We start from the raw sequence: 24876 nt of genomic DNA, 5'->3' as shown, positions 1-24876 counted from the left end.
CTGCGGCGGGGCCAAGGCCTGCTGGCCCGCCGGGGCCGCGCTTTCGGCCGCCGGGGGCAGGGGCGGGGCCGGCTCGTCCGGTTCCTGCGCCATGTCGCGCACGCGGGCCAGGGCCGCCAGTTCCGCGGTCAGTTGGCGGACCTCCTCGGCCAGTTCGCCGGAACGCTTTTCCCGCCCGTCGATTTCCGAGGCCAGTTCCGCGGATCGCGCGTCCAGGGCCGCCTGCTGCTGGGCGATCCCGGCCAGTTCGGCACTCGCGTCCTGGACCTGGGCCGTCACGTCAGCCAGTTCGGCACCCGCGGCTTGCAGCGCGTCCTGCTGGCGCTGTTGGTCGGCCTGGCCTTCGGCGATCGCAGCGTGAAGCTTGTCCCGGTCGGCCTGCAAGCTGGACAGGTCGCGGCGGCGGCTTTCCAGCTGCTGCGTCGCCTCGTCGATCTGGCGGGTCAGATCCGCAAGCTGTTCCCTTGCCATGTCCAGGCGGGGCTGCAACTCGGCCACCTCGGATTCCATGGTCGAGATGACCTGGCGCAAGGCATGGGCCTGCCCGGGCAAATCCGCGTCCACCGCCTGGGCGTCAGCGGCGTTGCCCGACAGCCAGACGGACACCGATGCGGCCAGAAAAACACGATACCAGTGGCACACGATGACACACCCTTTGACAGCCGCGATGATGTGCCAAGCCGGTTTTTTGTCAACAATCTTGTGGCAGGCAAGACGGTTCTGGACGATGCTCATCCCCAAAGGTGTGGCATTCCGGACGTGCAGGGGCAAGACATCCTGACTGCCGCCAAGAACCCCGTTGCCGGCAGGCTGCCCTTCCTGGCCGTCTATGTGCCGGTGTCCCGCCCTTATCCAAAAACCTCATGGACGGCCTCGGCGGTGACGCCGACGATGGTGTCGGCCTCGGTGCTTGTCAGGCACAGGGGCGGGGCAAAGCCCAGGATGTCGCCCTGCGGCATGGCCCGCGCGATGACCCCGCGACGCAGCATCGCGGCGACCACCTTGGCGCCCACGCCCTCGGACGCCTCGAAGAAGCCGCGCGCCTCGGGGTCGCGGACCAGTTCGACGGCGCAGAGCATCCCCTCGCCCCTGATCTCTCCGACATGGGGGTGATCGCCAAGCGCGTCCTTCATCCGCGCGTTCAGATAGGCACCCACCTTCCCTGCGTTTTCCACCAGACCCAGCTTGTCGATCAGCTCCAGGTTGGCGATGCCCGCAGCCGCGCCGATGGGATGGGCGGAATAGGTCCAGCCGTGACCCAGCACGCCGTTCTCGTCCGTTCCTTGCGTCAGCACGTCCCAGACCCGCTGGCCGATGATCGACCCAGACAGCGGCGCATAGGCCGATGTCAGCCCCTTGGCGCAGGTGACGATGTCCGGGGTCATGCCGTAATGGTCGCTGCCGAACATCGACCCCAACCGGCCAAAGCCCGTCACCACCTCGTCGGCGATCAGCAGGATGTCGTGGCGCGCCAGCACCTTCTGGATCGCGGCCCTGAACTGCTCCTCGGTCATGCCCGCATCGGGGCGGCGGAAATGATACGGCGCCTCGGTATGGATCACCTGCGCCAGCGGCAGGTCGAATTTCTTGTGAAACAGCTCCAATCCGGTCAGGCTGCCGGTCATTAGGCCCGTGGCTGTCCCCGCGTCAAGGATCCTTGGCGGCTGTTGCGCGAGCCCCTGACAGCGTTGTCGCACCGCTCTGGCGCTTGCCCTGTTGCGACCCCATGTCGGCGGGACGTTTCAAGCGCAGAGGCTTCGCCATGACCGACCGATCCCGCCCGGTGCCCTCGGCCCGGCTTGCCCGCCTTGCGGCCTTTGGCCAGATCGCCGGGGGGGTCGCCGCCGGGGTTCTGGGCGAGGGCGTGCGCCGCCTTGCCCGGGGCGAACGTCCGCACCTGCCCGACCTGCTGCTGACGCCCGGCAATGCGCAAAAGGTGGCCGCGCAACTGTCGCGCCTGCGCGGGGCGGCGATGAAGCTGGGCCAGATGCTGTCGATGGACGCGGGCGATGTGCTGCCGCCTGAACTGACCGCGATCCTGGCGCAGTTGCGCGACCAGGCCCATGTGATGCCGCCCCGGCAACTGGACCGGGTGCTGGCCCAGGCCTGGGGGCCGGATTAGCGCCGCCTTTTCGCCCGGTTCGAGGCCCGGCCCCTGGCCGCGGCCTCGATCGGGCAGGTCCACCGCGCCGTCCTGCCGTCCGGGGAAGAACTGGCCGTCAAGGTGCAGTATCCCGGCATCGCCGCCAGCATCGACGCCGACATCGACAACGTGGCCACGCTTCTGCGCCTGTCCGGGCTGCTGCCGGAAGGGCTTGATGTGGCGCCGCTGCTGGCCGAGGCCAAGCGGCAATTGCGCGAGGAGGCCGATTACCTGCGCGAGGCCGGGCAGATGCGCCGCTATGGCGCGCTGCTGGAAGGCGACGGCCGTTTCGCCGTGCCCCGGCCGGTGGATGCGCTGCTGCGCCCGACCGTCTTGCCGATGACCTTCCAGGCGGGCGTGCCCATCGAAGACCTGGCCTCGGCCCCCGAGGAACGGCGCAACGCCGCCCTTGGGGCGCTTGTCGAACTGGTGCTGCGCGAACTGTTCGACTTCGGCCTGATGCAGACCGATCCGAACTTCGCCAACTACCGCTGGCAGCCTGACAGCGGGCGGATCGTGCTGCTGGACTTTGGCGCGACGCGCGCCATCACGCCCGCGACCGCGGCTTCCTATCGGTCCCTGCGGCAGGCGGGGCTGTCGGGCGACGCGGGCCAGGTCCGCGAAGCGCTTGTCGCAGCGGGCTTTGTCTCGCCCGCCCAGGATCTGCGCCACCGGACGGCGATCGAGGCGATGATCGGCCTGATGCTGGCGCAGCTGCACGCCAGCCGCGACGCCGGGTTCGACTTTGCCGACCGCAGCGTCGTGGCGGCATTGCGCGAACGCGCGGCGCCCCTGTTGGCGGACCGGGCCAGCTGGCACCTGCCCCCGACCGAGACGCTGTTCGTGCAGCGCAAGATCAGCGGGACCGTGCTGCTGTGCGTGCGCCTGGGGGCCAGGCTGCCGATCCTGGACCTGCTGGACCGCGACCGTTGATCGGCGCCCCCGGTCAGGGCGGCGTTAACCGTTCCTTTACCCAGATCGGGCAAGGTTTCGGTTCAACGGGGGGCCACCGCAGGACGCAGGGACCGCCGAGGTCGTGCAGCGGCAGGCAGGGATCGGATGACGGATCGACATCGGGAAAGGCAGGGCAGCGGCGATGATGTCCCGGCACCGCTTGGCGACACACCGCGCCACGAACAGGCGGACGGCAGACCCTTCGGCTTTTCCGAGGCATCGCTGCGCGGCCTGGACGATCTGGACGCGCGGCTGCCCCCGCCCGACGCCCTGACGGAACCCGCCTTTGCGCCGTCCTTCCGCATGACGGACCGGCTGCGGCCGGACGCGGCGGCGGGCGGCGGTCTGGTCAGGGACACCAGCGGCGCCGCGCGTCCGCATTACTGGGGCCACCGGGAACGGCTGCGGACCCGGTTCCTGGACGGCGGGCATGCCCCCATGCCCGAATACGAATTGCTGGAACTGCTGCTGTTCAACGCCATCCCGAAGATCGACGTGAAGCCCCTGGCCAAGCGGTTGCTGGCCGCGTTCGGGGATCTGAACGGCGTGGTCGCCGCATCCGAACACCGCATCCTTCAGGTCGAGGGCGCCGACCGATGGGTGTATCTGCAACTGCGGCTGGTGGACGGCTTTGCCCAAAGGATGGCCCAGGCCAGGGTGCTGCAACGCGAGGTCCTGGCGTCTTGGGACGCGCTGATCGCCTATTGCCGCACGGTCATGGCCCATCGCGAGATCGAGCAGTTCCGCGTGCTGTTTCTGGATCGCAAGAACACCGTGATCGCGGACGAAGCCCTGGGCAGCGGCACGGTGGGCCATGTTCCCGTCTATCCGCGCGAGGTGGCCAAGCGCGCGCTGGAGCTGAACGCCAGCGCGGTGATCCTGGTCCACAACCACCCTTCGGGCGATCCGACCCCCTCGCGAGAGGACATCACCATGACCGCCCGGGTGATGGCCGCCTGCGAGGCCATCGACGTCACCGTCCACGACCACATCGTCGTGGGCAAGACCTGCGAAGTGTCCTTTCGCGCGACGGGCCTGTTGTAAGGGCTGCCGTGACGGCACGATGACCGTGCCGCCACAGTGGGCAACGCCCGAAGGTTGCAGGTGCGGCGTTCTGAACCCCCCTACACCTTCGCTGTCAGTTCTGGCAGCACCTGGAACAGGTCTCCGACCAGACCGTAGTCTGCGATCTGGAAGATGGGGGCTTCCTCGTCCTTGTTGATGGCGACGATGACCTTGCTGTCCTTCATGCCGGCCAGGTGCTGGATGGCGCCCGAGATGCCCACCGCCACGTAAAGCGCGGGGGCCACCACCTTGCCGGTCTGGCCCACCTGCCAGTCGTTCGGGGCATAGCCGCTGTCCACCGCGGCGCGGGACGCGCCCACCGCCGCGCCCAGCTTGTCGGCCAGCGCCTCGATCAGCGCGAACTGCTCCTTGGAGCCCACGCCGCGCCCGCCAGACACCACCCGGCCCGCCGAGGTGAGTTCCGGACGGTCGGAGGCCGCCACCTCGTCGGACAGCCACGACGACAGGCCCGGATCGGCGGTGAGGTCCGCATCCGCGACAGCGGCGGCCCCGCCCGTGCCCGCCGCCTCGAAGCTGGCGGTGCGGATCGTCATGACCTTCTTGCCGTCACGCGATTTCACCGTCTGGATGGCGTTGCCGGCATAAACCGGACGCTCGAAGGTGTCGGCGTCGATCACCTTCGACACCTCGGGGATCACCATCACGTCCAGAAGCGCCGCCACCCGCGGCATGACGTTCTTGGCGTCGGTGGTGGCGGGGGCTGCGATGTGCTCGTAATCGCCCGCAAGGCTTGCCAGCAGCGCCGCCGTCGGCTCGGCCAGGCGGTGGCCGTAGCGCGCGTCCTCGGCCACCAGCACGCGCGCCACCCCGGCGATGGTCGCGGCCTCGGCTGCGGCGTCCCTGGCATGGGCGCCCGCGCACAGCACCGTCACCTCGCCCAGCGCGGCCACCGCGCCCACCGCCTTGGCCGTGGCGTCCCGGTTCAGAACGCCGCCCGTCACTTCGCCCAACAGAAGAACCGCCATCAGATCACCCCCGCTTCCTTGAGTTTGCCGACCAGTTCGTCGACCGATCCCACCTTGATGCCCGCCTGCCGGCCTTCCGGCTCGCGGGTGGTCACCACCTCCAGGCGCGGGCTCACGTCGACGCCGTAATCGGCCGCCGTCTTCTCCTCCAGCGGCTTCTTCTTGGCCTTCATGATGTTGGGAAGGCTGGCATAGCGCGGCTCGTTCAGGCGCAAATCCGCCGTCACGATCGCCGGCAGCTTGACCTCAATGGTCTGCAGCCCCCCGTCCACCTCGCGCGTGACGCGGGCCGCATCGCCCTCGATCACCAGCCTGGAGGCAAACGTCGCCTGCCCCCAGCCCAGGAGAGCCGCCAGCATCTGGCCGGTGGCGTTCATGTCGTTGTCGATGGCCTGCTTGCCCGCGATCACCAGGCGCGGCTGTTCCTGATCGACCACCGCCTTGAGGATCTTGGCCACCGCCAGGGGCTCGATGTCCTGGTGCACGTCCTCCGCCGCAACCACCAGGATCGCCCGGTCCGCGCCCATCGCCAAGGCCGTGCGCAGCGTCTCGGCCGCCTGCTTCACGCCGACGCTGACCACCACCACCTCCTCGGCCTGGCCCTTCTCCTTCAACCGGATCGCCTCCTCCACCGCGATCTCGTCAAACGGGTTCATCGACATCTTCACATTCGACAGATCAACCCCAGACCCGTCCGCACGAACACGAGCCTTCACGTTGTAGTCAATAACCCGCTTGATCGGGATCAGAATTCTCATGGATGTGGTCCTTTCTTTACCGTGTCGGGACGGGCGTTTCGCCTCGATAGTCGTAGAAGCCGCGTCCGGTCTTGCGGCCCAGCCAGCCGGCCTCGACATATTTGGTCAGCAGCGGGCAGGGGCGGTATTTTGTGTCGGCCAGCCCGTCATGCAGCACGTTCATGATCGCCAGGCAGGTGTCCAGGCCGATGAAGTCGGCCAGTTCCAGCGGACCCATCGGATGATTGGCGCCCAGCTTCATGGATTCGTCGATGGAGCGCACGTTGCCCACCCCCTCGTACAGCGTATACACCGCCTCGTTGATCATCGGCATCAGGATGCGGTTGACGATGAAGGCCGGGAAATCCTCGGCGCTGGCGGCGGTCTTGCCCAGCTTCTCCACCACCGCGTGCAGGGTCTTGTAGGTCGGCTCGTCGGTGGCGATGCCGCGGATCAGTTCGACCAGCTGCATCACCGGGACCGGGTTCATCAAGTGGAAGCCCATGAACTTTTCCGGCCGGTCGGTACGCGAGGCCAGCCGCGTGATCGAGATCGACGAGGTGTTCGAGGTCAGGATCGTGTGGGGCTTCAGGTGCGGGACCAGATCCTCGAAGATCGCCTGCTTGACGGTTTCGCGCTCGGTCGCGGCCTCGATCACCAGGTCGGTCTGGCCCAGGTCGGCCAGCCGCAGCGTGGTGCGGATGCGGGCCATGGCGGCCTTCTTGGCGTCCGGGTCAACCTTGCCCCGGCCGACCTGGCGTTCCAGGTTGCGGTCGATCAGCGCCAGCGCCTTGTCCATGGCCTCCTGGCTGATGTCGGTCATCAGCACGTCGTATCCAGCCAAGGCAAAGACATGCGCGATCCCGTTGCCCATCTGGCCCGCACCAATGATCCCAACCGTCTGAACCGTCATGGCCCCGCATCCTCGCCGAAAGTCCACTTTCCGTCCCCCAGGGCCGGCGCGGCGCGGTCGCGGGTCAGGGGGCTGCGACCCATGCGGATGGGGGTGCGCAGGCCCGGGATGCCTTCGGGGGCGATGCGCAGGCCGCGCGCCGCGATCTGGGGGTCGGACAGCGCCTCGGCCACGTCGTTGATGGGACCGGCGGGGACGCCCGCGGCCTCCAGGCCGGCGATCAGATCGGCGCGGGTGCGCCGCGCGGTGGCGGCGGCCAGCATCGGCACCAGCCGGTCGCGATGCGCGACGCGAGCGGGGTTGGTGGCGTAATCGGGGTGGCTCGGCAGATCGGCCAGATCCAGCACCCGGCACAGCGCGGCGAACTGCCGGTCATTGCCGCAGGCCACGATCAGGTGGCCGTCGGAGGCCGGAAACAGCTGATAGGGCACGATGTTGGGATGGGCGTTGCCCAGCCGGTGCGGCACCGTGCCGCCCAGCAGGAAGTTGGTGGCCTGGTTGGCCAGCACCGCCACCCCGCAATCCATCAGCGACAGGTCCAGATGCTGGCCTTGCCCCGACCGCGTCCGTTCCGCCAGCGCCGCCTGCACCGCGATCACCCCGTAAAGCCCGGTGAAGATGTCGATCCAGGCCACGCCGACCTTTTGCGGTTCGCCCGTCGGGGCGCCGGTCAGGTCCATGATGCCGGACAGGCCCTGGATCAGGAAGTCGTAGCCCGGCTGGGACGCGCGCGGCCCGTCCTGGCCAAAGCCGGTGATCGAGGCATAGACCAGCCGGGGATTGCGCACCGAGAGCGTGGCGTAATCCAGCCCGAAGCGACGCAGCCCGCCGGCCTTGAAGTTCTCGACCACCACGTCGGCCCCGTCGATCAGCCCGCGCAGCCGGTCCAGGTCGGCCGGGTCGTTGAAGTCGCACACCACTGAGGTCTTGCCGCGGTTGGCCGCGTGGAAATAGGCCGCGACCCGTTCGGTGGTGCCGTCCGCGCGGGGCCGGTCGATGAAGGGCGGGCCCCAGCGGCGGGTGTCGTCGCCCTCGGGCGATTCGACCTTGATGACCTCGGCCCCCAGGTCGGCCAGTGTCTGGCCGACCCACGGCCCGGCCAGGATGCGCGCCAGTTCGACGACGCGCAGCCCCTTCAGCGGCGGTTCAGCCAAAGGCCTGGATCCCGGTCTGCGCACGGCCCAGGATCAGCGCGTGGACATCGTGCGTGCCTTCATAGGTGTTCACGGTTTCCAGGTTCTGGGCGTGGCGGATCACGTGGTATTCGCTGGAGATGCCGTTGCCGCCGTGCATGTCGCGGGCCATCCGCGCGATGTCGAGCGCCTTGCCGCAGTTGTTGCGCTTGACGATCGAGATCATTTCGGGCGCAAAGCGGCCTTCGTCGAACAGCCGGCCCACGCGCAAGGACGCCTGCAGCCCCAGCGCGATCTCGGTCTGCATGTCGGCCAGCTTCTTCTGGAACAGCTGCGTCGCGGCCAGGGGGCGGTTGAACTGATGGCGGTCAAGCCCGTACCGGCGGGCGCGGAACCAGCAATCCTCGGCCGCGCCCATCGCGCCCCAGGAAATGCCGTAGCGCGCGCGGTTGAGACAGCCGAACGGCCCGCCCATGCCCTCGATGCCCGGCAGCAGCGCGTCCTCGGACACCTCCACGTCCTCCATCACGATCTCGCCGGTGATCGAGGCCCGCAGGGACAGCTTGCCCTCGATCTTGGGCGCCGACAGGCCCTTGGTGCCTTTCTCCAGAACGAAGCCGCGCACCTTGCCGCCATGGGCGTCCGATTTGGCCCAGACCACGAACACGTCCGCGATCGGGCTGTTCGAGATCCAGGTCTTGGCGCCGTTCAGCACATAGCCGCCGTCGGTTTTCTTCGCGCGGGTCTTCATCCCCGCCGGGTCGGACCCCGCATCCGGTTCGGTCAGCCCGAAGCAGCCGATCCATTCGCCCGTGGCCAGCTTCGGCAGATAGCGCCGCTTCTGGTCCTCGCTGCCATAGGCCTCGATGGGAAACATCACCAGCGAGGACTGGACCGAGGCCATCGAGCGATAGCCGGAATCAACCCGCTCGATTTCCCGCGCCACCAGGCCGTAGGCCACATAGGACGCGCCTACCCCGCCATAGGCGTCATCCACCGTCACCCCCAGCAGGCCCGCAGCCCCCATCTCGCGAAAGATCTCGGGGTCGGTCGTCTCGTTCAGGTAGGCGTCGGTGACGCGCGGCGCCAGCCGGTCGGCCGCAAACGCCGCAGCAGCGTCGCGGATCATCCGCTCCTCCTCGCTCAACTGGTCGTCCAGAAGAAACGGGTCAGACCAGTCGAACGCAGCGCCCTTGGGGGATGTGGTGGACATGAAGGAACTCCTGATTTGTTGCCAGAAGGATATCCATTTGTGCGCAACATCAAAAATGATAAATTTCCATGAGTTCATGCATGGGATGAATGTCTTGCGGATCAGACGATACTTGCCGAACCTCAGCCTGCTTCTGGCGTTCGACGGGGTGATGCGGCATGGATCGGTGACGGCGGCCGCGCAGGAACTGGGCCTGACGCAAAGCACCGTCAGCCGCCTGATCCAGACGCTGGAAGAACAGATGGGCCAGAAGCTTTTCGTGCGTCATCGCCGCCGCCTGGTCCCCACCGACGGGGCCGCGCGCTATCACCAGGACATTTCCGCCGCGCTTGACCTGATCCAGCGGGGCGGGATGTCGCTGATCGCCAATCCCGAAGGCGGCAGCCTGGACCTGGCGGTGCTGCCGACCTTCGGCACCCGCTGGCTGGCCCCGCGCCTGCCCGGATTCATGGCCCGGCATCCGGGGATCCTGGTCAACCTGACGACCCGCTTTCAGCCCGTCGCCTTTAACAGCGAGCCCTTTGATGCGGCGATCATCTTTCGCCATGACGCCGCCCCGGATGCCCACAGCCTGAAGCTGTTCGATGAAAGCCTGACCGCCTGCGCCAGCCCGGCCTTTCTGGCCACCCATCCGATCCGCGATCCGGGCGACCTTGCGGGTCTGGTCCTGCTGCATCTTCAGACCCGCCCGGATGCCTGGGCCGACTGGTTCCGGGGCCAGGGCACGGGGACCGCGCCGTCGGGGGGCATGGTGATGGACCAGTTTTCCATGATGATCCAGGCAGCGATTTCCGGGGTGGGGCTGGCGCTCTTGCCGGACTACCTCGCGCGCCAGGAAATTGCCGAACGGCACCTGCTGCCCGTTCTTGAAACGGCCGTTCCAGGCCAAGGCGGATACCACCTGGTCTGGCCGGGGACGCGCGCCGAATCGCGTCCGTTGATCCATTTCCGCGACTGGCTGGCCCAGGAGGTCACGACAATTGAAGACCCGCGATAACCGTTTCAAAGATCGTGTCTGCCGCGATGTCGCAGGCTTGAATGATGAAGGCCAAGCCCAAGCGTCCTGCCGTCTTTCAAGACATCGGCGATGCCCCTTTCCCTGTCCTTACCACTGCAGCAGTTTTCTTCCGGCGACGGCACCTGCGGTTGTGCCTGCCAGGATCGCCAGGCCGTACCAGAGGGTGAAGAACAGCGGCGAATCCTCGGTGCAATGGAGCGCATAGCCTGCCGCCGCGCCGCCCGAGGCCGCAAGCCCGATCAGCGCGCCCGTCAGCGCCGGACGAAGGGCAGCGCCACGCCGGAACAGCGCCAGGCCCAGGATGATGGCCGGCGCCGACAGCGCGGTGATGGATGCCAGGCAAGCGACGGCGCTGCTACCCAGGGCGGTTGGCAGGATCTGGGCCGGGGGGGTCTGGACCAGCCGCACCGCAAACAACGCCAGGGCCGCCGCCACGGGAACCGCCAGCACCCATGGCCGGACAGCGGCGCCCGGCCGGGCCGAACGCAGGGCCAGCACCAGGGCAGCGACCGCCAGAACCAGGGGCAAAACGACCTTGGCCAGGACCGCAGGATTGTCCAGGGCGGACAGCAGGCCGGCGCGCGGCCCGGCCAGCAGCAGGAACAACCCGGCCGACAGGGCCGCCGCGCCCAGGATCGCCCCGGCCGCCAAGGGGGCCGACAAGGGCGCCGGAGGGGAGCTGGCGGCCAGGCGGCGGATTAGGTCGTCGGTGGATCGGGGGTCGGTCATCGCATCCTCTCGGCCAGATGGGCCAGGCGCCGCATCGCCCGGTGCAGCGCCACGCGGGCGGCGCCTGCGGTCAGGCCCAGTCCGGCGCCCGCGTCTTCGGGACTTCGTCCCTCCAGCCGGACGGCGCGCACCAGGGCGGCGGACCGGGCGTCGATCAGTCCCAGCATCCGGTCGGCGTCGCGCGCGGCCAGGGGCGCGGGTTCGGGTTCGGCGGCCAGAATCTGGGCCACCTCGTCGATCGGCAGATGCAGGCGATGGCCGCGCTTGCGGAAGGCGTCGACCACCTTGTGCCGGGCCACGGCGTAAAGCCAGGCCCGGACAGGCACCGTTGCATCCCAACTGCCGCGTTTCAGGTGGATGGCCAGCAGAACCTCTTGCAGGATGTCCTCGTGCAGGTCGGGGGGCAGGCTGCGGCCCCGCGTGCGGATCAGCCCGCGCAGGGGCGGCGTCACCTCGGTCAGAAAGCGCAGAAAGGCCGCGCCGTCGCCCCCGTTGGCCCGGCGCATCAGATCGTCCCAGACGCGGTCCTTTTCCAGCACGGCCTCCGTCCGTCGATGCCCCAGTCTAGCCCCGGTCCGCGAGGCGGGGCAATGCCCGCCCTGGGCAGGATCCCCGGCCAGCATCATCGGCGTCCGCCCCTGGCGCGATCCAGTCCCAGCAGGTGATCCAGCGACAGCCGCCCCGGACCGTGGGCCGCCAGGGCCAGCAGGGCCGCCGCCCACAGGCCATGGGTCAGCCAGGCGCCAGGATAGACAAAGACCTGGATCACCGCCGTCATCGCCAGCAAACCCAGGGCCGACAGCCGCGTCATCAACCCCAGGATCATCAGCACCGGCAGCGCGTGTTCCGCCAGCGTGGCCAGCACGGCCGCCCAGGCGGACGGAATCAGCGGCAAGGCGTATTCGTGTTCGAACAGGAACCAGGTGGAATCCGTGATCGACAGCCCCTCGACCTTGGTGCGGCCCGATTGCCAGAAGACAAGGGCGGGAAAGACCCGCAGCGACAGGGCCACCAGATCGGCGGGGATGCGGGCAGGCAGGGCGTTCAGCCGGGCGATCATCGGGTGCGCGCCTTGATGAAGGCGCCCTGTCGCATCAGCGCGATCAGGCGGGGGGCGGGATCGTGATCGGGATCAAGGGCGGCGGCGCCGGCCAGGGTCGCGCCGGATTGCAGCGCCTCGATCAGCACGGCATCGGCGGGCGTGATCGCCTCGACCGGGATGGCGAAGGACGGATCACGCAGGATCAGCGCGATCTGGGGGCCGGACGGCAGCGGTCCGGGGGCGGCGCCCGGCTGGTTCTGCGCCCAGATCGTCACCGCCGGATGGTCCAGCCGCAGCACCGTGACTGAAGGGTGCAGGGCCAGCCGCAGGGTTTCAGGATCGGCTGCGGCCAGGATGGCAGGGTCCAGGGGGGCGGCGTCGGCGGCATGAAAGGCCAGTCCCCGCGCCCATTCGATCCGCGCCACATCGGCCATGAACGGCCATCCCGCCAGCGGCCGAAAGCCCGCCAGAAAGCCCGCGAACCCCGCGCCCCATTCCATCAGGACCGGGCTGCGCGGCGGATCGGCCGCCAGATAGGCGCGAGCCAGGGCGGCAAAGAATTCGTCCCCCACCAGCCGCTGGATCACCGGAAAGCGCCGCCCAAGCGCCTGGCCCAGGCTGACGGCCACGTTGTTGCGATAAACGGCAAAGCGGCGCGCGGTCTCGGCCGGGTGGGCGGCGGTGACGCCGGGCGGCAGGGTGCCGTCGCGCAGGGCGCTGCGGAACGCGGACTGGCCATCAGGCGGCATGACGGGCCACCCGTGTCAGGAGGGCATCGGCGCGCGCGGCCTCGGCGGCCAGGACCGGCCAGGGAGGCAGGTCGTTGTCCCATTCGACCAGCGTGGGGACAGGGCCGATGCGGTCGATCACCTGCCCGTAAAGCGTCCAGACCGGATCGGCCACCACCGCCCCATGGCTGTCGATCAGCAACGGTCCCGAAGGCAGATCCTCGGCCGCGTGCCCGCCCAGGTGGATCTCTCCCACGCCGTCCATCGGGAAATCGGCCAGATAGGCGCGCGGATCACGGCGGTGGTTGGTGCAGGACACGAAGACGTTGTTGATGTCCAGCAAAAGCCCGCAGCCGGTGCGGGCGGCGATCTGCGCCAGGAATTCGGTTTCGGGGATGTCGGACTGCGCGAACAGCACATAGGTCGCGGGGTTTTCCAGCAGCATCCGGCGGCCCAGCACCTGCTGGACCTGATCCACATGATCGCAGACGGCGGCCAGCGTGCCGGACGTATAGGGCAAGGGCAGCAGGTCGTTCAGGTATTCCGCGCCGTGGCTGGACCAGGCCAGATGTTCGGAAAAACTTTCAGGCTCATAGCGGTCGCACAGGGCCCGCAGCCGCGCCAGGTGGCCGGCGTCCAGCCTGCCTGCACCGCCGATCGACAGCCCGACCCCATGGACGGACAGGGCGTGATCGGCCCGCAGCGCCGCCAGTTGCGCATGGGGCAGCCCGCCCGCGCCCATGTAGTTTTCGGCATGGACCTCGAAAAAGGCGGGCGGGTGCGGATCGCGGCGGATATCGGCAAGGTGCTGGGGCTTGAAGCCGACACCGGCGCGGGGGGGCAGTCGGGTCATGGCATCCTCCTGGTGCCGGGCGCAATGGAAGGGCGCGGTCGCGGGACCGCGCCCTGTCGGATCATGCGGGAACGTCGCGGGTCAGCGGCTCCAGCGAGGCTTTGCGCGCGGTGCCGTCGCTGGCGGGGGGCAGTTCCATCGACAGACAGGTGCCCGCCGGGACCAGCTTCCAGGCATTGCCCTGGTAATCGGTGGTCGAAGTGCCAGCGCAGGTCGTGCCCGGCCCCGCCGCGCAATCGTTTTGCCCGGCTTGGGCCACGCCATAGCATTTTTCCATTTCCTGCGCCTGAATGGGCGTTGCGGCCATCGCGCCAAGCGCGCAGGCCAGCGATGCGCCAAGGGCCAGGCGGGACATCGTTGCGGTCATCAGTGTTTCTCCCTGTCTGAGAAGGCTTGCACGCCTTCCAGAAGACAGATCGGCAGAAGGGGCCAGGATGTTACAACGCGCCCAGAACTTCTTTCGCGCCATGCCTGTCCGGCGGTGCGACCACAGGCCTTGACAGGCCTGGAACAGCGGCTGTTGGCGCAAAAGCCATGACTGGAACGATCAAAAGCTTCGTGGCTGTCTGTTGAACGCTGCCCTTCCGCCCTTCCGGCATCTCTGCACAGGTCCATTGCGTGCTGCCATGGCGCAGGACACCGGAATTGACCGACAGCCTGAAACCACCGATCGGGTCGCGGCAGTTCTTTCCGGTCAGCAGGTGATACGCGCCGTGATGCCGGGTCCATGTCACGCCGCCAGGGGGATCGACCCTTCTCGACATTGTCTTCGCGCGCCCTTTGGTTTCTGACAGGGCGTTTGTCGTTTTCAGGGATCCCGCCTTGTCACGGACAGCCGCTTTTACGGGCGGATATTCCTGATCCTTGTCGCGAACCTTGCCTTCGGCGGATGGCCGAAGGTCTTCAGCGACGCACCGACAGCCGACACAACACGCAGTGCGGTGCCGGTCATCCCTGGTCCTCTTTCCGTTCCAGGGCGTGCCGGAACGTCTCGATCAACTGCTGCTTGAGGATCTTGCCATTGGGGGAGGTCGGCAGCGCGGTGGTGACGATGATGCGCGCCGGACGCTTGTAGGCCGAAAGCCGTTCGGCCACATGCAGGCGCAGATCGGCTTCGGTCAGGCTGGCCGGGTCGTCGGTCTGGCAAAAGGCCAGAACCTCCTCGTTGCCGCCCTCGATCCTGCGCCCGATCACGGCGGTCTGGATCACGCGGGGGTGGTCGTTCAGGGCAGCTTCCACCTCGGGCGGATAGACGTTGAAGCCGCCGCGGATGATCAATTCGCGCACGCGTCCGGCGACGTGCAGGTTTCCGGCCTCGTCCAGCCGGCCCAGATCACCGGTACACAGAAACCCGTCGGCATCGAAGGCCGCCGCAGTGGCCTCGGGGTTGCGGAAATATCCGGGCATCACATGGGGTCCGCGGGTCAGGATCTCGCCCACGCCGTCGGGGCCGACATTGCGCAGGCGCAATTCCACCCCCGGCAGGGCGGGGCCGACGCTGACATCCGGCACGCCCGGCGGGTTGGTGGTCAGCGTGACGCCGGCCGTGGTTTCCGTCAGGCCATAGCCGTTCTGCAGCGCGACGCCGTAGAAGGCCTCGGCCCGCCGCTTCCAGTCCGGATCCAGCGGCGCCGCCCCCGAGGAGACATAGCGCAGCCGTCCCGGCGGCAGGCGGTCGATGCCGCGGGCTGCGGCTTCCTCCATGATCAGGGCGTGCATCTGGGGCACGGCGGGCAGGACGCTGGCCCCGGCCTGCAACCCGTCCAGAACCACCGCGGCTGAAAAGCGCGAAAAAAGCCGCAGCCCTGCGCCCGCGACAAGCGCCGCGATGGTCATCGAGGTCAGGCCGAAGACATGGGTGATCGGCAGCACGCCCAGGATCAGGTCGTCCCGGGTCATGCCGCGCATCCGCGCCGACGTGCCGCCCCCGAAAATCAGGTTGCCGTGGCTGAGCATCACGCCCTTGGGCGTGCCGGTCGAACCCGTCGTATACAGGATCACCGCCACCTGATCGGCCCCCGGTATCACCGGCTCGGGGGTGGCGTCGGGATCCGGAACAGCGATCTGGACGGTGCCCAGCGGGGTCGCCCAGGGCGTGGCCCCCGCCGCCGCTGCGTGGCCACCCGCCTGGGGCGAGGCGCCGGACAGAAAGACCGTCAGCCGGGCCTGGGTATGGGCGGCGATGCGGCGCAGTTCGTGTTCGGTCATGCGGGCATTGACCGGAACCGCGATCGCATCCAGGCGGGACGCTGCAATGATCAGCGCGGGCAGGGCCGCGCAGTTCTCGGCCACGATCAGGAGACGGTCGCCCGGCCCCAGGCCCCGCGCGGCCAGATCGTCGGCCATGCGTTCCACCGCGTCGCAGAATTGCCCATAGTCATGACGAGTGCCGTCGTGATCGATCAGCGCCAGGTCCCTGGGGGACGCCCGGCGCGCGTCCAGAAGATGATGGATTCGCGTCGTCATCGGTCGGTTTCCTTTTTCCTGGGCAGGCCCCGTCCGAAATCGGGACCCCTGCGGTCCAGACGGGCCCGCAGGCCTGCGGCAGCCTCGGGCGAGGCCAGGGCGTCGGCCATCGCATCGCGTTCGCGGTCAAGCTGGTCGTCAAAGCCGGTCTGGCCGGCGTCGGCCAGCAGGCGCTTGATGGCGGCCTGCGCCCCCGCCGGTCCCTGGGCCAGCCGTGCGGCCAGATCCGCGGCGCGGGCGACGGCCTGGCGCGGGGGGCACAGATCCGTCACCACCCCCATGACGGCCAGGGCCGGCGCGGTGACCGGGTCGCCTGTCAGGCACATCCGGGCCGCCAGGGACGCCGGAACGCGCCGCGCCAGCGATGCCGTCAGCCCCCCGTCCGGCACCAGGCCGACGCGGACATAGGCGGCGGCAAAACTCGCGTCCTCGGCCGCGACCAGCAGGTCGCAGGCCAGCGCGATGGACAGGCCCGCACCCGCCGCGCCGCCTTCGACAGCAGCGATCACCGGGCGGGGGCAGGCGCGGATCGCCCGAATGGTCGTGTGCAGGTCGTCGATCCGCGCGCGGCGTTCATCGCGTGTCAGGGCGGCCCGCTGCGCCAGGGCGTTCAGATCGCCCCCCGCGCAGAAATAGCCGCCCGCCCCGGTGAGCACCACCGCGCCCAGCCGATCCTCGGCCGCAGCCTGATCCAGAGCATTGCGCAGAATGGAGTGCATCGCCGGGTCCAGGGCGTTGCGACGGGCGGGATTGTTCAACGTCACCAGCAGGTGATCGCCGCGATCCTCGACAAGAATCCGGGCGGTGGTTTCGGTCATCAGCCGTTCTCCGCCCCGGTGCCGCCGGGAACCCGCTTGAACACGCCGCTGGCCGTGGCGATCAGGGTGCCGTCGTCGTGGACCAAGTCACCGGCCACGAACAGCAGGCTGCGTCCTCCGCCAACCACGCGGCCGGTTGCCGTAACGCCGCCCGGGCGGCCCGCGCCCACGAAATCCACGGTGAGCGAGATGGTCAGGAACGGCCGCCGACCGCTGTCGTCCACCGTCAGGCTGGCCGTGGCCCCGCAGGCGCTGTCCAGAAGCATCGCGGCGATCCCGCCATGCAGCACGCCGTGGCGGTTGGTGTGCCGGTCGTCCACCAGCAGGCGGCAGCGGGCCTGCCGGTCCGGCTGGCCCACGTCCAGCGTATAGCCGACCAGCCGCTGCGTGCCGGTTTCATCCACGATCAGGGCGGGCGAGTCCGTCATGCCGCGCTGGCCGCGATGAAGCGTTCCAGATGGTGATCGCTGTCGCCAAACCGCGCATCGGCGGCCAGCAGGCGGCGGGCCATGGGGGCCAGTTCGTATTCCTCGGTCATGCCGATACCGCCGTGCAGCTGGATGGTTTCCTCGGCCACCAGGCGCGCGATGCGGCCCACCAGCGACTTGGTCGCGGCGACGTGACGGTCACGGTCGGCGCTGTCCAGATGGCCCGCCAGGTTCCAGACGGCGGACCGGGCCTGCTCGACTTCGGTCAGCAGGTCCGCCATGCGGTGCTGGATGGCTTGGAACGATCCGATGGGACGCCCGAACTGCTTGCGGGTCTTGAGATAGTCGGTCGTCAGATCGACCGCCTTTTCCATCACCCCCAGGGCATCGGCGCACAGCGCCAGGATCGCGGCGGCCAGCGGGCGGTCCAGCAGGTCCGCATCGCCCAGGCGGCGGGCGGGCACGTCCTTCAGCGTCACCTCGGCCGCGCGGCCGCCGTCCATCAGGGCATAGCCGCGCAGGCTCAGCCCCTCGGCCCCGGCCTCGACCAGATAAAGGCCGTCCGTCGCCCGCACGATCAGATGCGTCGCGTCCTCGGCGCCATGGATCACCGATTTCTCGCCGGTCAGCTTGCCGGCGGCGGCGGTCGTGGCGACCGTGCCCTCGTACCGCTGGCCGGGTTCGTCCAGCGCGACCGCGACACGGGCCTCGCCGCTGGCGGCGGCCTCGGCCAGATCACTTTCGCCCGCAGCCGACAGGATGCCCGCGCCCAGCACCACACTGTCCAGCAGCGGCGTGACCGCGCCAGCGCGTCCCAGGGTGCGGAACACCATCAGGATGTCCGCCCCGGTGCCGCCGAAGCCGCCGGCCTCCTCGGTCATCAGCGCGGCGCCTGCGCCCAGCTCGAACAAGGCGCTGGCGTCCGTCCCGCGCTCCAGCGTCCGGGCCAGGCTGTCGCCCAGCATGGTCTGTTCTTCGGTGAAACCAAAGTTCATCAGGCGGTCCCCCTTCAGAGGCCCAGCAGGGATTTCGCGATGATCCCCCGCTGGATTTCGTTCGAGCCGCCATAAATCGACAGCTTGCGGTTGTTCAGATAGGCGCGCGTGGCGCCCGCAGCCTCGGGCGGGCCGGGCGGCAGGTCGTCGTTCGCACCCTCCAGCGCCTCGGACGGAAAGGCCAGCGCCCAGGGACCGACGGCACGGCGCGTCAGATCGTTGATGGCCTGCCGGATCTGCGTGCCCTTCAGCTTCAGCATCGAGCTTTCGGCCCCCGGTGCCTGCCCCGCCGCCGCCTGGGCCAGCAGCCGCAGGTTGGTCGTGGCCATCGCCATCAGGTCGATTTCCACCCGCGCGACCTGGGCCGCGAACAGCGGGTTCTGCGACAGCGGCTTGCCGCCCGACATCTGGCCGCGCGCGATGCGCTTCAGCGCGGCAAGCCCCGCCGTGGCAAAGCCCACGCCCGCGATGTTGGTGCGCTCATGCGTCAGCAGATACTTGGCATAGGTCCAGCCCTTGTTCTCCTCGCCCACCAGGTTTTCGGCCGGGACGCGCACGTCGTCGAAAAAGACCTCGTTCACCTCGGGGTTGCCGTCCAGAAGAACGATGGGCCGCACGGTGATGCCCGGCGCGGTCAGATCGACCAGCAGGAAGCTGATGCCCTCCTGCGCCTTGGCGGTGGGATCGGTCCGCACCAGGCAGAAGATCCAGTTGGCGTGCTGGCCCAGCGTGGTCCAGGTCTTTTGGCCGTTGACCACGTAATGATCTCCGTCGCGCACCGCCGTGGTCTTGACCGAGGCCAGGTCGGACCCCGAACCCGGTTCGGAATAGCCCTGGCACCACCAGTCCTGGCCGTCCAGGATGCGCGGCAGGAACCGGTCCTGCTGCTCCTTGCTGCCGAACTTCTGCAACACCGGCCCCAGCATCGCGATGCCGAAGGGCAGGATGCGCGGCGCATGGGCCAGGGCGCTTTCCTCCTCGAAGATGTGGCGCTGGATCGCGGTCCAGCCCGCGCCGCCGAAGTCACGCGGCCAGTTGCCGGCCAGCCAGCCCTTTTCGTTCAGGACGGCGTGCCATTCCTCGATCTCGGCCTTGGTCAGTTCCTGGAACAGGCGGACCTTTTCGGACAGCCGCTGGGGCAGGCGGTCCTTCAGGAACTGGCGGACCTCGGCGCGGAAGGCCTGGTCTTCAGGTGAAAAGCTCATGTCCATGTCGCGTCTCCCTCAGAAAATCTCGATCAGGCCGGCGGCGCCCTGGCCACCGCCGATGCACATGGTGACCACGCCCCATTTCGCGCCGCGCCTGCGCCCTTCCAGCAGCAGATGCCCCGCCGTCCGCGCCCCGGTCATGCCGAAGGGGTGGCCGATCGCAATGGAGCCGCCGTTGACGTTGTATCTTTCGGGGTCGATGCCCAGCCGGTCGCGGCAATACAGCGCCTGGCTGGCGAAGGCCTCGTTCAACTCCCACAGGTCGATATCGCCGACCGTCAGGCCCGCGCGCTCCAGCAGGCGCGGCACGGCAAAGACCGGGCCGATGCCCATTTCATCGGGCTCGCAGCCGGCGACGGCAAAGCCGCGAAAGGCCCCCAGCGGGGTCAGGCCTTCCTGCGCGGCCAGATCGCCATCCATCACGACCAGCGCGGCCGCACCATCCGACAGTTGCGAGGCGTTTCCGGCGGTGACGAACTTGTCCTCTCCCTTCACCGGCTTCAGCGAGGCCAGCCCGTCCAGCGTGGTCGAGGGACGGTTGCATTCGTCCGCGTCCAGCGTGACATCCTCGTGCCGGGTTTCGCCGCTGGCCTTGTCGATCACCGCACGCGTGACCTGCATCGGCACGATCTCGTCGGCGAACAGCCCGGCCTGCTGCGCGGCGGCGATGCGCTGCTGGGACCGCAGAGCGTATTCGTCCTGCGCCGCGCGGCTGACGCCATAGCGGGCAGCGACGTTGTCGGCGGTGTCGATCATCGGAAGATACAGGTCGGGCTTGTGCGCCTCGATCCAGGCCTCGCGCGCAGGGCGGGGCGGCGGCTGGACAAGGCTGATCGATTCGACGCCGCCGGCCAGCACGGCGCGGGCGCCTTCCAGCCGGACCATGTGCGCAGCCATCGCCAGGGCTTGCAGCCCGGATGCGCAGAACCGGTTGACGGTGGTGCCCGCCACGCTGACGGGCAGGCCCGCGCGAATGACGATCTGCCGGGCGATGTTGCCGCCGGTAACGTATTCGGGATAGCCGCAGCCCCAGATGCTGTCCTCGATCAGCGCCGGGTCGATGCCCGCGCGTTTTACGGCGGCGGCGGCGACATGGCCGCCCATGGTGGCGCCGTGGGTCAGGTTCAGGCTGCCGCGCGCAGCCTTGCCGATGCCCGTGCGGGCGGTTGCGACGATGACGGCGTCCTTCATGATGCGTCCTTTCCGGTGTTCACGTCGGCAAGTGTCCCGCCCTCGGCCGCAAGACGCGCCAGAAGCGGCGAGATCTGCCAGAAATAGGGATCATCTTCGGCATAACGGGCGATGTCGGCGGCGATCCGGTCCAGCCCCTGCGCGTCGGCCCAGTGCATCGGCCCGCCCTTCCAGCGCGGAAAACCGTAGCCGTGCAACAGCACCACGTCGATGTCGGACGCCCGCGCGGCGATGCCTTCGTCGAGGATCTTCGCGCCCTCGTTGACCATGGCGGCCATGTAGCGGGACTGGATTTCCTCAGCCTCGAACGGGCGCGGGGTGATGCCCAGGTCGGACCGGATGCCTGACAGCATGTCGTCCATGTCGGGGTCGGGGCGGCCCTGGGGGCTGCCTTCGTCATAGATGTAATAGCCGCGCCCGGTCTTGCGCCCCAGCCGCCCGGATTCGACCAGCCGGTCGGCAAAGACGGGAACGCGTTCGCGCGGATCGCGCGTGGGCGCCTTGCGCTGGCGGGTGGCATGGCCGATGTCGAGACCGGCCAGATCGCCCACCTGATACGGGCCCATGGGAAAGCCCAGGTCCACGACAGCCCGGTCAACCTGATAAGGCGAGGCGCCGTCCAGCACCACGTGGTCGGCCGCCGTGCGATAGGCCAGCAGCATCCGGTTGCCGATGAAGCCGTCGCAGACGCCGGACCGCACGCCGATCTTGCCCATCTTCTTGGCCAGGGCAAAGGCCGTCGCCGTGACATCGGGGGCGGTCTTGTCCGCCACCACGATTTCCAAAAGGCGCATGACGTTGGCGGGCGAGAAGAAATGCAGCCCGATCACGTCCTGCGGCCGGGCGGTCGCCCCGGCGATCAGGTTCACGTCCAGATAGGACGTGTTGGTCGCCAGCACCGCGCCGGGGCGGCAGACGCGGTCAAGCGTGCGAAACACCTCTTGCTTGACGTCCAGATTCTCGAACACCGCCTCGATCACCAGATCGACGTTGGCCAGCGCGTCATAGCCTGCGACCGCGCGCAAGGCCTGGTCCAGCATCCGGTCGGCCGCCGTGCGGTCCAGCTTGCCGCGCTTGACGGCGCCGTCCAGCATGGCGCGGATGCCACCTGTGGCCTTGGCCGCTGCGGCCTCGTCGCGTTCCACCAGGGTCACGTCCAGCCCGGCTGTCAGGGCGGATGCGGCGATCCCCTGACCCATGGTGCCGCCGCCGATGATGCCGATGCGCGCAACCGGCCGGGCCTTGACACCGGCCGGATCATCCTGCTGCGCCGCCCGACGTTCGGCGAAAAAGGCGTGGATCAGGGCAGCGCGTTCAGGGGTCTGCATCAGGTCCATGAAGGCCTGGCGTTCCTGTGCCATGCCCTTTGCAAAAGACAGGTCCAACCCGGCCACTATCGTGTCCAGCGCGCGCAGGGGCGCCACCTGACCGCGCGCGGATTTCGCGACCTTTGCGCGCCATGCCTGAACCATGTCGGGATCGACGGCGGGGGCGGGCGTTTCGGACAGCCGCCGGGGACCGGACCCCTCGGCCAGAAGGCGACGCGCCTCGGCCTCGCCCGCCGCGCGGGGATCGGTGCCTTGGGCCAGCGCGTCGATCAGCCCCAGGTCAAGCGCCTGCTGGGCACCGATCTGGCGGCCCGACGTGATCAGGTCGATGGCGTCCGTTACCCCCACGGCGCGCGGCAGGCGCTGCGTTCCCCCCGCCCCGGGCAAAAGGCCCAGGGTCACTTCGGGCAGGCCCATCCGGGTGCCGGGAACCGCGACGCGGTGATGGGCGCCCAGGGCAACCTCCAGGCCGCCACCCAGAACCGTGCCGTGCAGGGCCGCCACGACCGGCTTGCCGGACGCCTCGATTGCGGCGATCACCTCGGGCAGGAACGGGGCCACGGGCGGCTTGCCGAATTCGGAAATGTCGGCGCCGGCGATAAAGGTGCGGCCCGCGCAGAACAGAACGGCTGCCTGCGCGTCGGCGTCATTGGCCAGCCGGTCCATGGCCTCCGCCAATCCCCGGCGAACCGCCGCCGACAGGGCGTTGACGGGCGGATTGTCGATTTCGATGAAGGCGATCCCGCCTTCGCAGCGATAGGTGACGGGGGAATGTTCGGTCATGGTCATGCCTCGGTGCGGATCAGGCCGGGGGCCTGTCCGGTCAGTCGTTCCAGGGTGCGGACCGCCGCGGCCAGTCTGGGCCCGACGTCGGATTGCATGCGTTCGACCGACGCCTCGGACGGCAGGGCGCCGCAGGTGAAGATCACGGGTTCAGCCAGATTGCCGCTGCGGAACGGAACCGAGACCGCGTTGTAGGCGGCAGGCCCGCTGCCCGCCGGGGTGGACACAAAGCCTTGGCGCATCATTTCGGTCCGCACCAGCGGGCGTGTGGTCAGCAGGTCGGCCATGGCGTCGCGGTCCGCGATGGATTCGGACACGATCCGGTCGATCTCCTCGGGCGTGGCGGCGGCGACAAAGGCGCGCGGCGACGAAAACGGTTGAAACGGGATCCGCTGCCCGACCTCGAGCCAGATCGAGGCGACGTGCATGGGCCGCCAGGTCCGGATCAGGACCATCTTGTCGCCGTCGCGCACCGCCAGGACCACCAGCGTCCCTGTCTCCTCGGCCAGCCGCTGCATCAGGTCATGCGCGGGCACCAGGAAAGACAGCGAAGCCGCGGCCACATGGCCGACCGCGACCAGCGTCGGTCCCGGCCGGAAGCGGTCGTCGCGGGGGGACTGGACCAGATAGCCCAGTTGCCCCAGCGTGAAGGTCAGCCGCGACACGGTCGATTTGGGCAGGCCCGTCCGCTGGGCGATTTCCGCGTTGCTCAGACCATCGTCGGTCACGCGAAACGCGCGCAGGACCGACAGCCCCCGTGCCAGGGTGGTCGCAAAGCGGGGATCGTGCAGGTCGGTCATCGGCGCCTCACAGCCCGTTGGGAATGACAAGCGATATTGCAGGCACCAGGACCAGGATTGCCAGCACCACGATGTCCATCGCCAGGAACCGCGTCACACCTGCGAAGATGGTGTCCACCTTGATGCTGCGGTCGGTCACGTTGCCGATCACGAAGACGTTCAGCCCGACGGGCGGGGTGATCAACCCGATCTCCAGCAGCTTGACCACGATGACCCCGAACCAGATCAGGTCCATCCCCAGGTTGTCCACCATCGGGATCACGAACGGCAGCGTCAGGACGATGATGCCGACCGGATCCAGGAACATCCCCAGGAACAGGTACAGCACGCAGATCGCAAACATCAGGACCAGCGGCGACAGGCCTGCATCGGCCACCCATTGCGACACCATTCCGGCGGCCCCGGTCAGCGCGACAAAGGACACGAAGATCTTGGCGCAGGCCGCGATCAGGAAGATGGCCGAGGTCTGGACCAGGCTTTCGCGGATGGCCGTCCACATGGACCGCAGCGTCAGCGAGCGTTCGAAAAAGCCGATCAGGATGGTCAGGACGACGCTGATGGCCGCAGCCTCGGTCGCGGTGAAGATGCCGCCATAGATGCCGCCGATGATGACCACGAACAGCATCATCGCGGGCCAGGCCGAAATCGCGGCCTTCAGGCGCGCGCCCTTGGGCAGGGGCGTCGGATCGACCGGCGCGGCGCTGGGATCGCGCGAGGTCCACCAGATCACCACGATGATATAGCCCGCAAGCGTCAGCAGACCCGGCAGGATGCCGGCCAGAAACAGCTTGCTGATCGAGGTTTCGGTGAAGATGCCATACAGGATGAACAGCACCGACGGCGGGATCAGCGACCCCAGCGTGCCGCCCGCCGCGACCGAGGCCGTGGCCAGCTTGGGGTCATAGCCCAGGCGCAGCATCTCGGGGACGCAGATGCGGCCCATGGTCGAGGCGCAGGCGATGGACGACCCGGAAATGGCCGAAAATCCGGCGCAGCCCATCAGCGACGCGACGCTGACGCCGCCCGGCACGCTGCGCAGCCAGACATTGGCCGCGTCATAAATGCGGGTGGTGATGCCGGTGTGATAGGCGATGTTGCCCAGCGCCACGAACAGCGGGATCATCGACAGGTCATAGGAATGGATCAGTTCGAAGAAGCTGTTCACCACCATCGACGAGGTCGGGTTGAGCGCGCGTTCCGGCATGAAGCTGCCGCTGCGAAAGGCATAGATCAGGAAGGTGCCGACCGTCGCCACGCCCGCCAGCACAAAGGCGATGGGCACGCGCAGCGCCAGAAGGACGATGACCAGGCCGAAGGCCACAAGCCCGATGGTGGAAGCATCCAT

Annotated in this window: 24 protein-coding genes and 3 pseudogenes; 4 read left to right on the top strand and 23 right to left on the bottom strand. The window is 68.6% G+C overall.

Annotated elements, in window-relative coordinates:
- Positions 1-642, bottom strand: a pseudogene (locus tag PARHAE_RS14040) (hypothetical protein); the annotation flags it as partial.
- Between the two features lie 206 nt (positions 643-848).
- Positions 849-1634: pseudogene (locus PARHAE_RS14035) on the bottom strand (aminotransferase class III-fold pyridoxal phosphate-dependent enzyme); the annotation flags it as partial.
- A gap of 128 nt (positions 1635-1762) precedes the next feature.
- Between PARHAE_RS14035 and PARHAE_RS22000 the strand changes: the two are divergent.
- From PARHAE_RS22000 to radC, 3 genes and pseudogenes are all read left to right on the top strand, one after another.
- Complete coding sequence (locus PARHAE_RS22000; RefSeq protein ID WP_338142927.1) at positions 1763-2122, top strand: AarF/ABC1/UbiB kinase family protein; 360 nt, start codon at positions 1763-1765, stop codon at positions 2120-2122.
- Positions 2123-2137: 15 nt separating this feature from the next.
- Positions 2138-3076: pseudogene (locus PARHAE_RS14030) on the top strand (ABC1 kinase family protein); the annotation flags it as partial.
- 126 nt (positions 3077-3202) lie between these two features.
- Complete coding sequence (gene radC / locus PARHAE_RS14025) at positions 3203-4141, top strand: RadC family protein (RefSeq protein WP_126155213.1); 939 nt, start codon at positions 3203-3205, stop codon at positions 4139-4141.
- An 80-nt stretch (positions 4142-4221) separates the two neighbouring features.
- Here radC and PARHAE_RS14020 read toward each other — a convergent pair whose 3' ends face one another.
- Genes PARHAE_RS14020 through PARHAE_RS14000 form a run of 5 tightly spaced genes read right to left on the bottom strand, consistent with a single transcriptional unit; the run spans position 4222 to position 9144 of the window.
- Positions 4222-5148, bottom strand: a complete 927-nt coding sequence (locus PARHAE_RS14020; RefSeq protein WP_126155212.1) for an electron transfer flavoprotein subunit alpha/FixB family protein — start codon at positions 5146-5148, stop codon at positions 4222-4224.
- Positions 5148-5906: an electron transfer flavoprotein subunit beta/FixA family protein gene (locus PARHAE_RS14015; RefSeq protein ID WP_126155211.1), complete on the bottom strand. Its 759-nt coding sequence runs from the start codon at positions 5904-5906 to the stop codon at positions 5148-5150. The genes PARHAE_RS14020 and PARHAE_RS14015 overlap by 1 nt, the downstream gene beginning before the upstream one ends.
- Before the next feature lie 16 nt (positions 5907-5922).
- Complete coding sequence (locus tag PARHAE_RS14010) at positions 5923-6798, bottom strand: 3-hydroxybutyryl-CoA dehydrogenase (protein WP_126155210.1); 876 nt, start codon at positions 6796-6798, stop codon at positions 5923-5925.
- Entirely contained in the window at positions 6795-7952 is a 1158-nt protein-coding gene (locus PARHAE_RS14005) for a CaiB/BaiF CoA transferase family protein (RefSeq protein ID WP_126155209.1), read from the bottom strand. Before PARHAE_RS14005 ends, PARHAE_RS14010 begins: the two co-directional genes overlap by 4 nt.
- Positions 7945-9144, bottom strand: a complete 1200-nt coding sequence (locus PARHAE_RS14000) for an acyl-CoA dehydrogenase (RefSeq protein WP_126155208.1) — start codon at positions 9142-9144, stop codon at positions 7945-7947. Before PARHAE_RS14000 ends, PARHAE_RS14005 begins: the two co-directional genes overlap by 8 nt.
- Before the next feature lie 85 nt (positions 9145-9229).
- Between PARHAE_RS14000 and PARHAE_RS13995 the strand changes: the two genes are divergently transcribed.
- A complete protein-coding gene (locus PARHAE_RS13995; protein WP_420899409.1) occupies positions 9230-10141 on the top strand; it encodes a LysR family transcriptional regulator in 912 nt (303 codons plus the stop codon).
- Positions 10142-10249: 108 nt separating this feature from the next.
- On the opposite strand, the gene PARHAE_RS13990 is transcribed toward PARHAE_RS13995, so the two are convergent.
- The 16 genes from PARHAE_RS13990 to PARHAE_RS13920 all read right to left on the bottom strand — a co-directional run bounded on the left by PARHAE_RS13990 (position 10250) and on the right by PARHAE_RS13920 (position 24876).
- A complete protein-coding gene (locus PARHAE_RS13990; RefSeq protein WP_126155206.1) occupies positions 10250-10891 on the bottom strand; it encodes an NrsF family protein in 642 nt (213 codons plus the stop codon).
- The gene (locus PARHAE_RS13985; protein ID WP_241232818.1) at positions 10888-11430 is read right to left on the bottom strand and encodes a sigma factor; all 543 of its coding nucleotides are present in this window, start codon (positions 11428-11430) and stop codon (positions 10888-10890) included. Before PARHAE_RS13985 ends, PARHAE_RS13990 begins: the two co-directional genes overlap by 4 nt.
- An 83-nt stretch (positions 11431-11513) precedes the next feature.
- Positions 11514-11951, bottom strand: a complete 438-nt coding sequence (locus tag PARHAE_RS13980) for a DoxX family protein (RefSeq protein ID WP_126155205.1) — start codon at positions 11949-11951, stop codon at positions 11514-11516.
- A complete protein-coding gene (locus PARHAE_RS13975; protein ID WP_126155204.1) occupies positions 11948-12682 on the bottom strand; it encodes an HvfC/BufC N-terminal domain-containing protein in 735 nt (244 codons plus the stop codon). The genes PARHAE_RS13980 and PARHAE_RS13975 overlap by 4 nt, the downstream gene beginning before the upstream one ends.
- Positions 12672-13514 (bottom strand): MNIO family bufferin maturase, encoded by an 843-nt coding sequence (gene bufB / locus PARHAE_RS13970; RefSeq protein WP_126155203.1) that lies wholly within the window; start codon positions 13512-13514, stop codon positions 12672-12674. Before bufB ends, PARHAE_RS13975 begins: the two co-directional genes overlap by 11 nt.
- A gap of 61 nt (positions 13515-13575) precedes the next feature.
- Positions 13576-13881: a BufA1 family periplasmic bufferin-type metallophore gene (locus PARHAE_RS13965; RefSeq protein WP_126155202.1), complete on the bottom strand. Its 306-nt coding sequence runs from the start codon at positions 13879-13881 to the stop codon at positions 13576-13578.
- Positions 13882-13951: 70 nt separating this feature from the next.
- Positions 13952-14248 (bottom strand): hypothetical protein, encoded by a 297-nt coding sequence (locus PARHAE_RS21150; protein ID WP_164555258.1) that lies wholly within the window; start codon positions 14246-14248, stop codon positions 13952-13954.
- Positions 14249-14462: 214 nt separating this feature from the next.
- Positions 14463-15980: a class I adenylate-forming enzyme family protein gene (locus tag PARHAE_RS13960; RefSeq protein WP_126155201.1), complete on the bottom strand. Its 1518-nt coding sequence runs from the start codon at positions 15978-15980 to the stop codon at positions 14463-14465.
- Positions 15977-16798, bottom strand: coding sequence for an oxepin-CoA hydrolase, alternative type (locus tag PARHAE_RS13955; protein WP_126155200.1), 822 nt, complete (start codon positions 16796-16798; stop codon positions 15977-15979). Before PARHAE_RS13955 ends, PARHAE_RS13960 begins: the two co-directional genes overlap by 4 nt.
- Positions 16798-17226, bottom strand: coding sequence for a PaaI family thioesterase (locus PARHAE_RS13950; RefSeq protein ID WP_126155199.1), 429 nt, complete (start codon positions 17224-17226; stop codon positions 16798-16800). Before PARHAE_RS13950 ends, PARHAE_RS13955 begins: the two co-directional genes overlap by 1 nt.
- Positions 17223-18221: an acyl-CoA dehydrogenase family protein gene (locus tag PARHAE_RS13945; protein ID WP_126155198.1), complete on the bottom strand. Its 999-nt coding sequence runs from the start codon at positions 18219-18221 to the stop codon at positions 17223-17225. Before PARHAE_RS13945 ends, PARHAE_RS13950 begins: the two co-directional genes overlap by 4 nt.
- Positions 18222-18235: 14 nt before the next feature.
- Positions 18236-19432 carry an acyl-CoA dehydrogenase family protein gene (locus PARHAE_RS13940; protein WP_126155197.1) on the bottom strand — a complete coding sequence of 399 codons (1197 nt, stop codon included), beginning with the start codon at positions 19430-19432 and terminating at the stop codon, positions 18236-18238.
- Positions 19433-19444: 12 nt separating this feature from the next.
- The gene (locus tag PARHAE_RS13935; RefSeq protein ID WP_126155196.1) at positions 19445-20620 is read right to left on the bottom strand and encodes an acetyl-CoA C-acyltransferase; all 1176 of its coding nucleotides are present in this window, start codon (positions 20618-20620) and stop codon (positions 19445-19447) included.
- Positions 20617-22731: a 3-hydroxyacyl-CoA dehydrogenase NAD-binding domain-containing protein gene (locus PARHAE_RS13930; protein ID WP_126155195.1), complete on the bottom strand. Its 2115-nt coding sequence runs from the start codon at positions 22729-22731 to the stop codon at positions 20617-20619. The genes PARHAE_RS13935 and PARHAE_RS13930 overlap by 4 nt, the downstream gene beginning before the upstream one ends.
- A gap of 2 nt (positions 22732-22733) precedes the next feature.
- A complete protein-coding gene (locus PARHAE_RS13925) occupies positions 22734-23531 on the bottom strand; it encodes an IclR family transcriptional regulator (protein WP_126155194.1) in 798 nt (265 codons plus the stop codon).
- A 7-nt stretch (positions 23532-23538) separates the two neighbouring features.
- Positions 23539-24876 carry a TRAP transporter large permease gene (locus PARHAE_RS13920; RefSeq protein WP_126155193.1) on the bottom strand — a complete coding sequence of 446 codons (1338 nt, stop codon included), beginning with the start codon at positions 24874-24876 and terminating at the stop codon, positions 23539-23541.

The organism is Paracoccus haematequi (assembly GCF_900631945.1).
Classification (GTDB): Bacteria; Pseudomonadota; Alphaproteobacteria; order Rhodobacterales; family Rhodobacteraceae; genus Paracoccus; species Paracoccus haematequi_A.
Note: the sequence above shows the minus strand (reverse complement) of the source record. Positions and strands in the feature narration are given on the sequence as shown.

Coding starts and splice junctions, on each gene's coding strand:
- PARHAE_RS22000 (WP_338142927.1), top strand. CDS start 1,763: ATGACCGACCGATCCCGCCCGGTGCCCTCGGCCCGGCTTGCCCGCCTT.
- radC (WP_126155213.1), top strand. CDS start 3,203: ATGACGGATCGACATCGGGAAAGGCAGGGCAGCGGCGATGATGTCCCG.
- PARHAE_RS14020 (WP_126155212.1), bottom strand. CDS start 5,148: ATGGCGGTTCTTCTGTTGGGCGAAGTGACGGGCGGCGTTCTGAACCGG.
- PARHAE_RS14015 (WP_126155211.1), bottom strand. CDS start 5,906: ATGAGAATTCTGATCCCGATCAAGCGGGTTATTGACTACAACGTGAAG.
- PARHAE_RS14010 (WP_126155210.1), bottom strand. CDS start 6,798: ATGACGGTTCAGACGGTTGGGATCATTGGTGCGGGCCAGATGGGCAAC.
- PARHAE_RS14000 (WP_126155208.1), bottom strand. CDS start 9,144: ATGTCCACCACATCCCCCAAGGGCGCTGCGTTCGACTGGTCTGACCCG.
- PARHAE_RS13995 (WP_420899409.1), top strand. CDS start 9,230: ATGAATGTCTTGCGGATCAGACGATACTTGCCGAACCTCAGCCTGCTT.
- PARHAE_RS13990 (WP_126155206.1), bottom strand. CDS start 10,891: ATGACCGACCCCCGATCCACCGACGACCTAATCCGCCGCCTGGCCGCC.
- PARHAE_RS13980 (WP_126155205.1), bottom strand. CDS start 11,951: ATGATCGCCCGGCTGAACGCCCTGCCTGCCCGCATCCCCGCCGATCTG.
- PARHAE_RS13975 (WP_126155204.1), bottom strand. CDS start 12,682: ATGCCGCCTGATGGCCAGTCCGCGTTCCGCAGCGCCCTGCGCGACGGC.
- bufB (WP_126155203.1), bottom strand. CDS start 13,514: ATGACCCGACTGCCCCCCCGCGCCGGTGTCGGCTTCAAGCCCCAGCAC.
- PARHAE_RS13965 (WP_126155202.1), bottom strand. CDS start 13,881: ATGACCGCAACGATGTCCCGCCTGGCCCTTGGCGCATCGCTGGCCTGC.
- PARHAE_RS13960 (WP_126155201.1), bottom strand. CDS start 15,980: ATGACGACGCGAATCCATCATCTTCTGGACGCGCGCCGGGCGTCCCCC.
- PARHAE_RS13955 (WP_126155200.1), bottom strand. CDS start 16,798: ATGACCGAAACCACCGCCCGGATTCTTGTCGAGGATCGCGGCGATCAC.
- PARHAE_RS13950 (WP_126155199.1), bottom strand. CDS start 17,226: ATGACGGACTCGCCCGCCCTGATCGTGGATGAAACCGGCACGCAGCGG.
- PARHAE_RS13945 (WP_126155198.1), bottom strand. CDS start 18,221: ATGAACTTTGGTTTCACCGAAGAACAGACCATGCTGGGCGACAGCCTG.
- PARHAE_RS13940 (WP_126155197.1), bottom strand. CDS start 19,432: ATGGACATGAGCTTTTCACCTGAAGACCAGGCCTTCCGCGCCGAGGTC.
- PARHAE_RS13935 (WP_126155196.1), bottom strand. CDS start 20,620: ATGAAGGACGCCGTCATCGTCGCAACCGCCCGCACGGGCATCGGCAAG.
- PARHAE_RS13930 (WP_126155195.1), bottom strand. CDS start 22,731: ATGACCGAACATTCCCCCGTCACCTATCGCTGCGAAGGCGGGATCGCC.
- PARHAE_RS13925 (WP_126155194.1), bottom strand. CDS start 23,531: ATGACCGACCTGCACGATCCCCGCTTTGCGACCACCCTGGCACGGGGG.
- PARHAE_RS13920 (WP_126155193.1), bottom strand. CDS start 24,876: ATGGATGCTTCCACCATCGGGCTTGTGGCCTTCGGCCTGGTCATCGTC.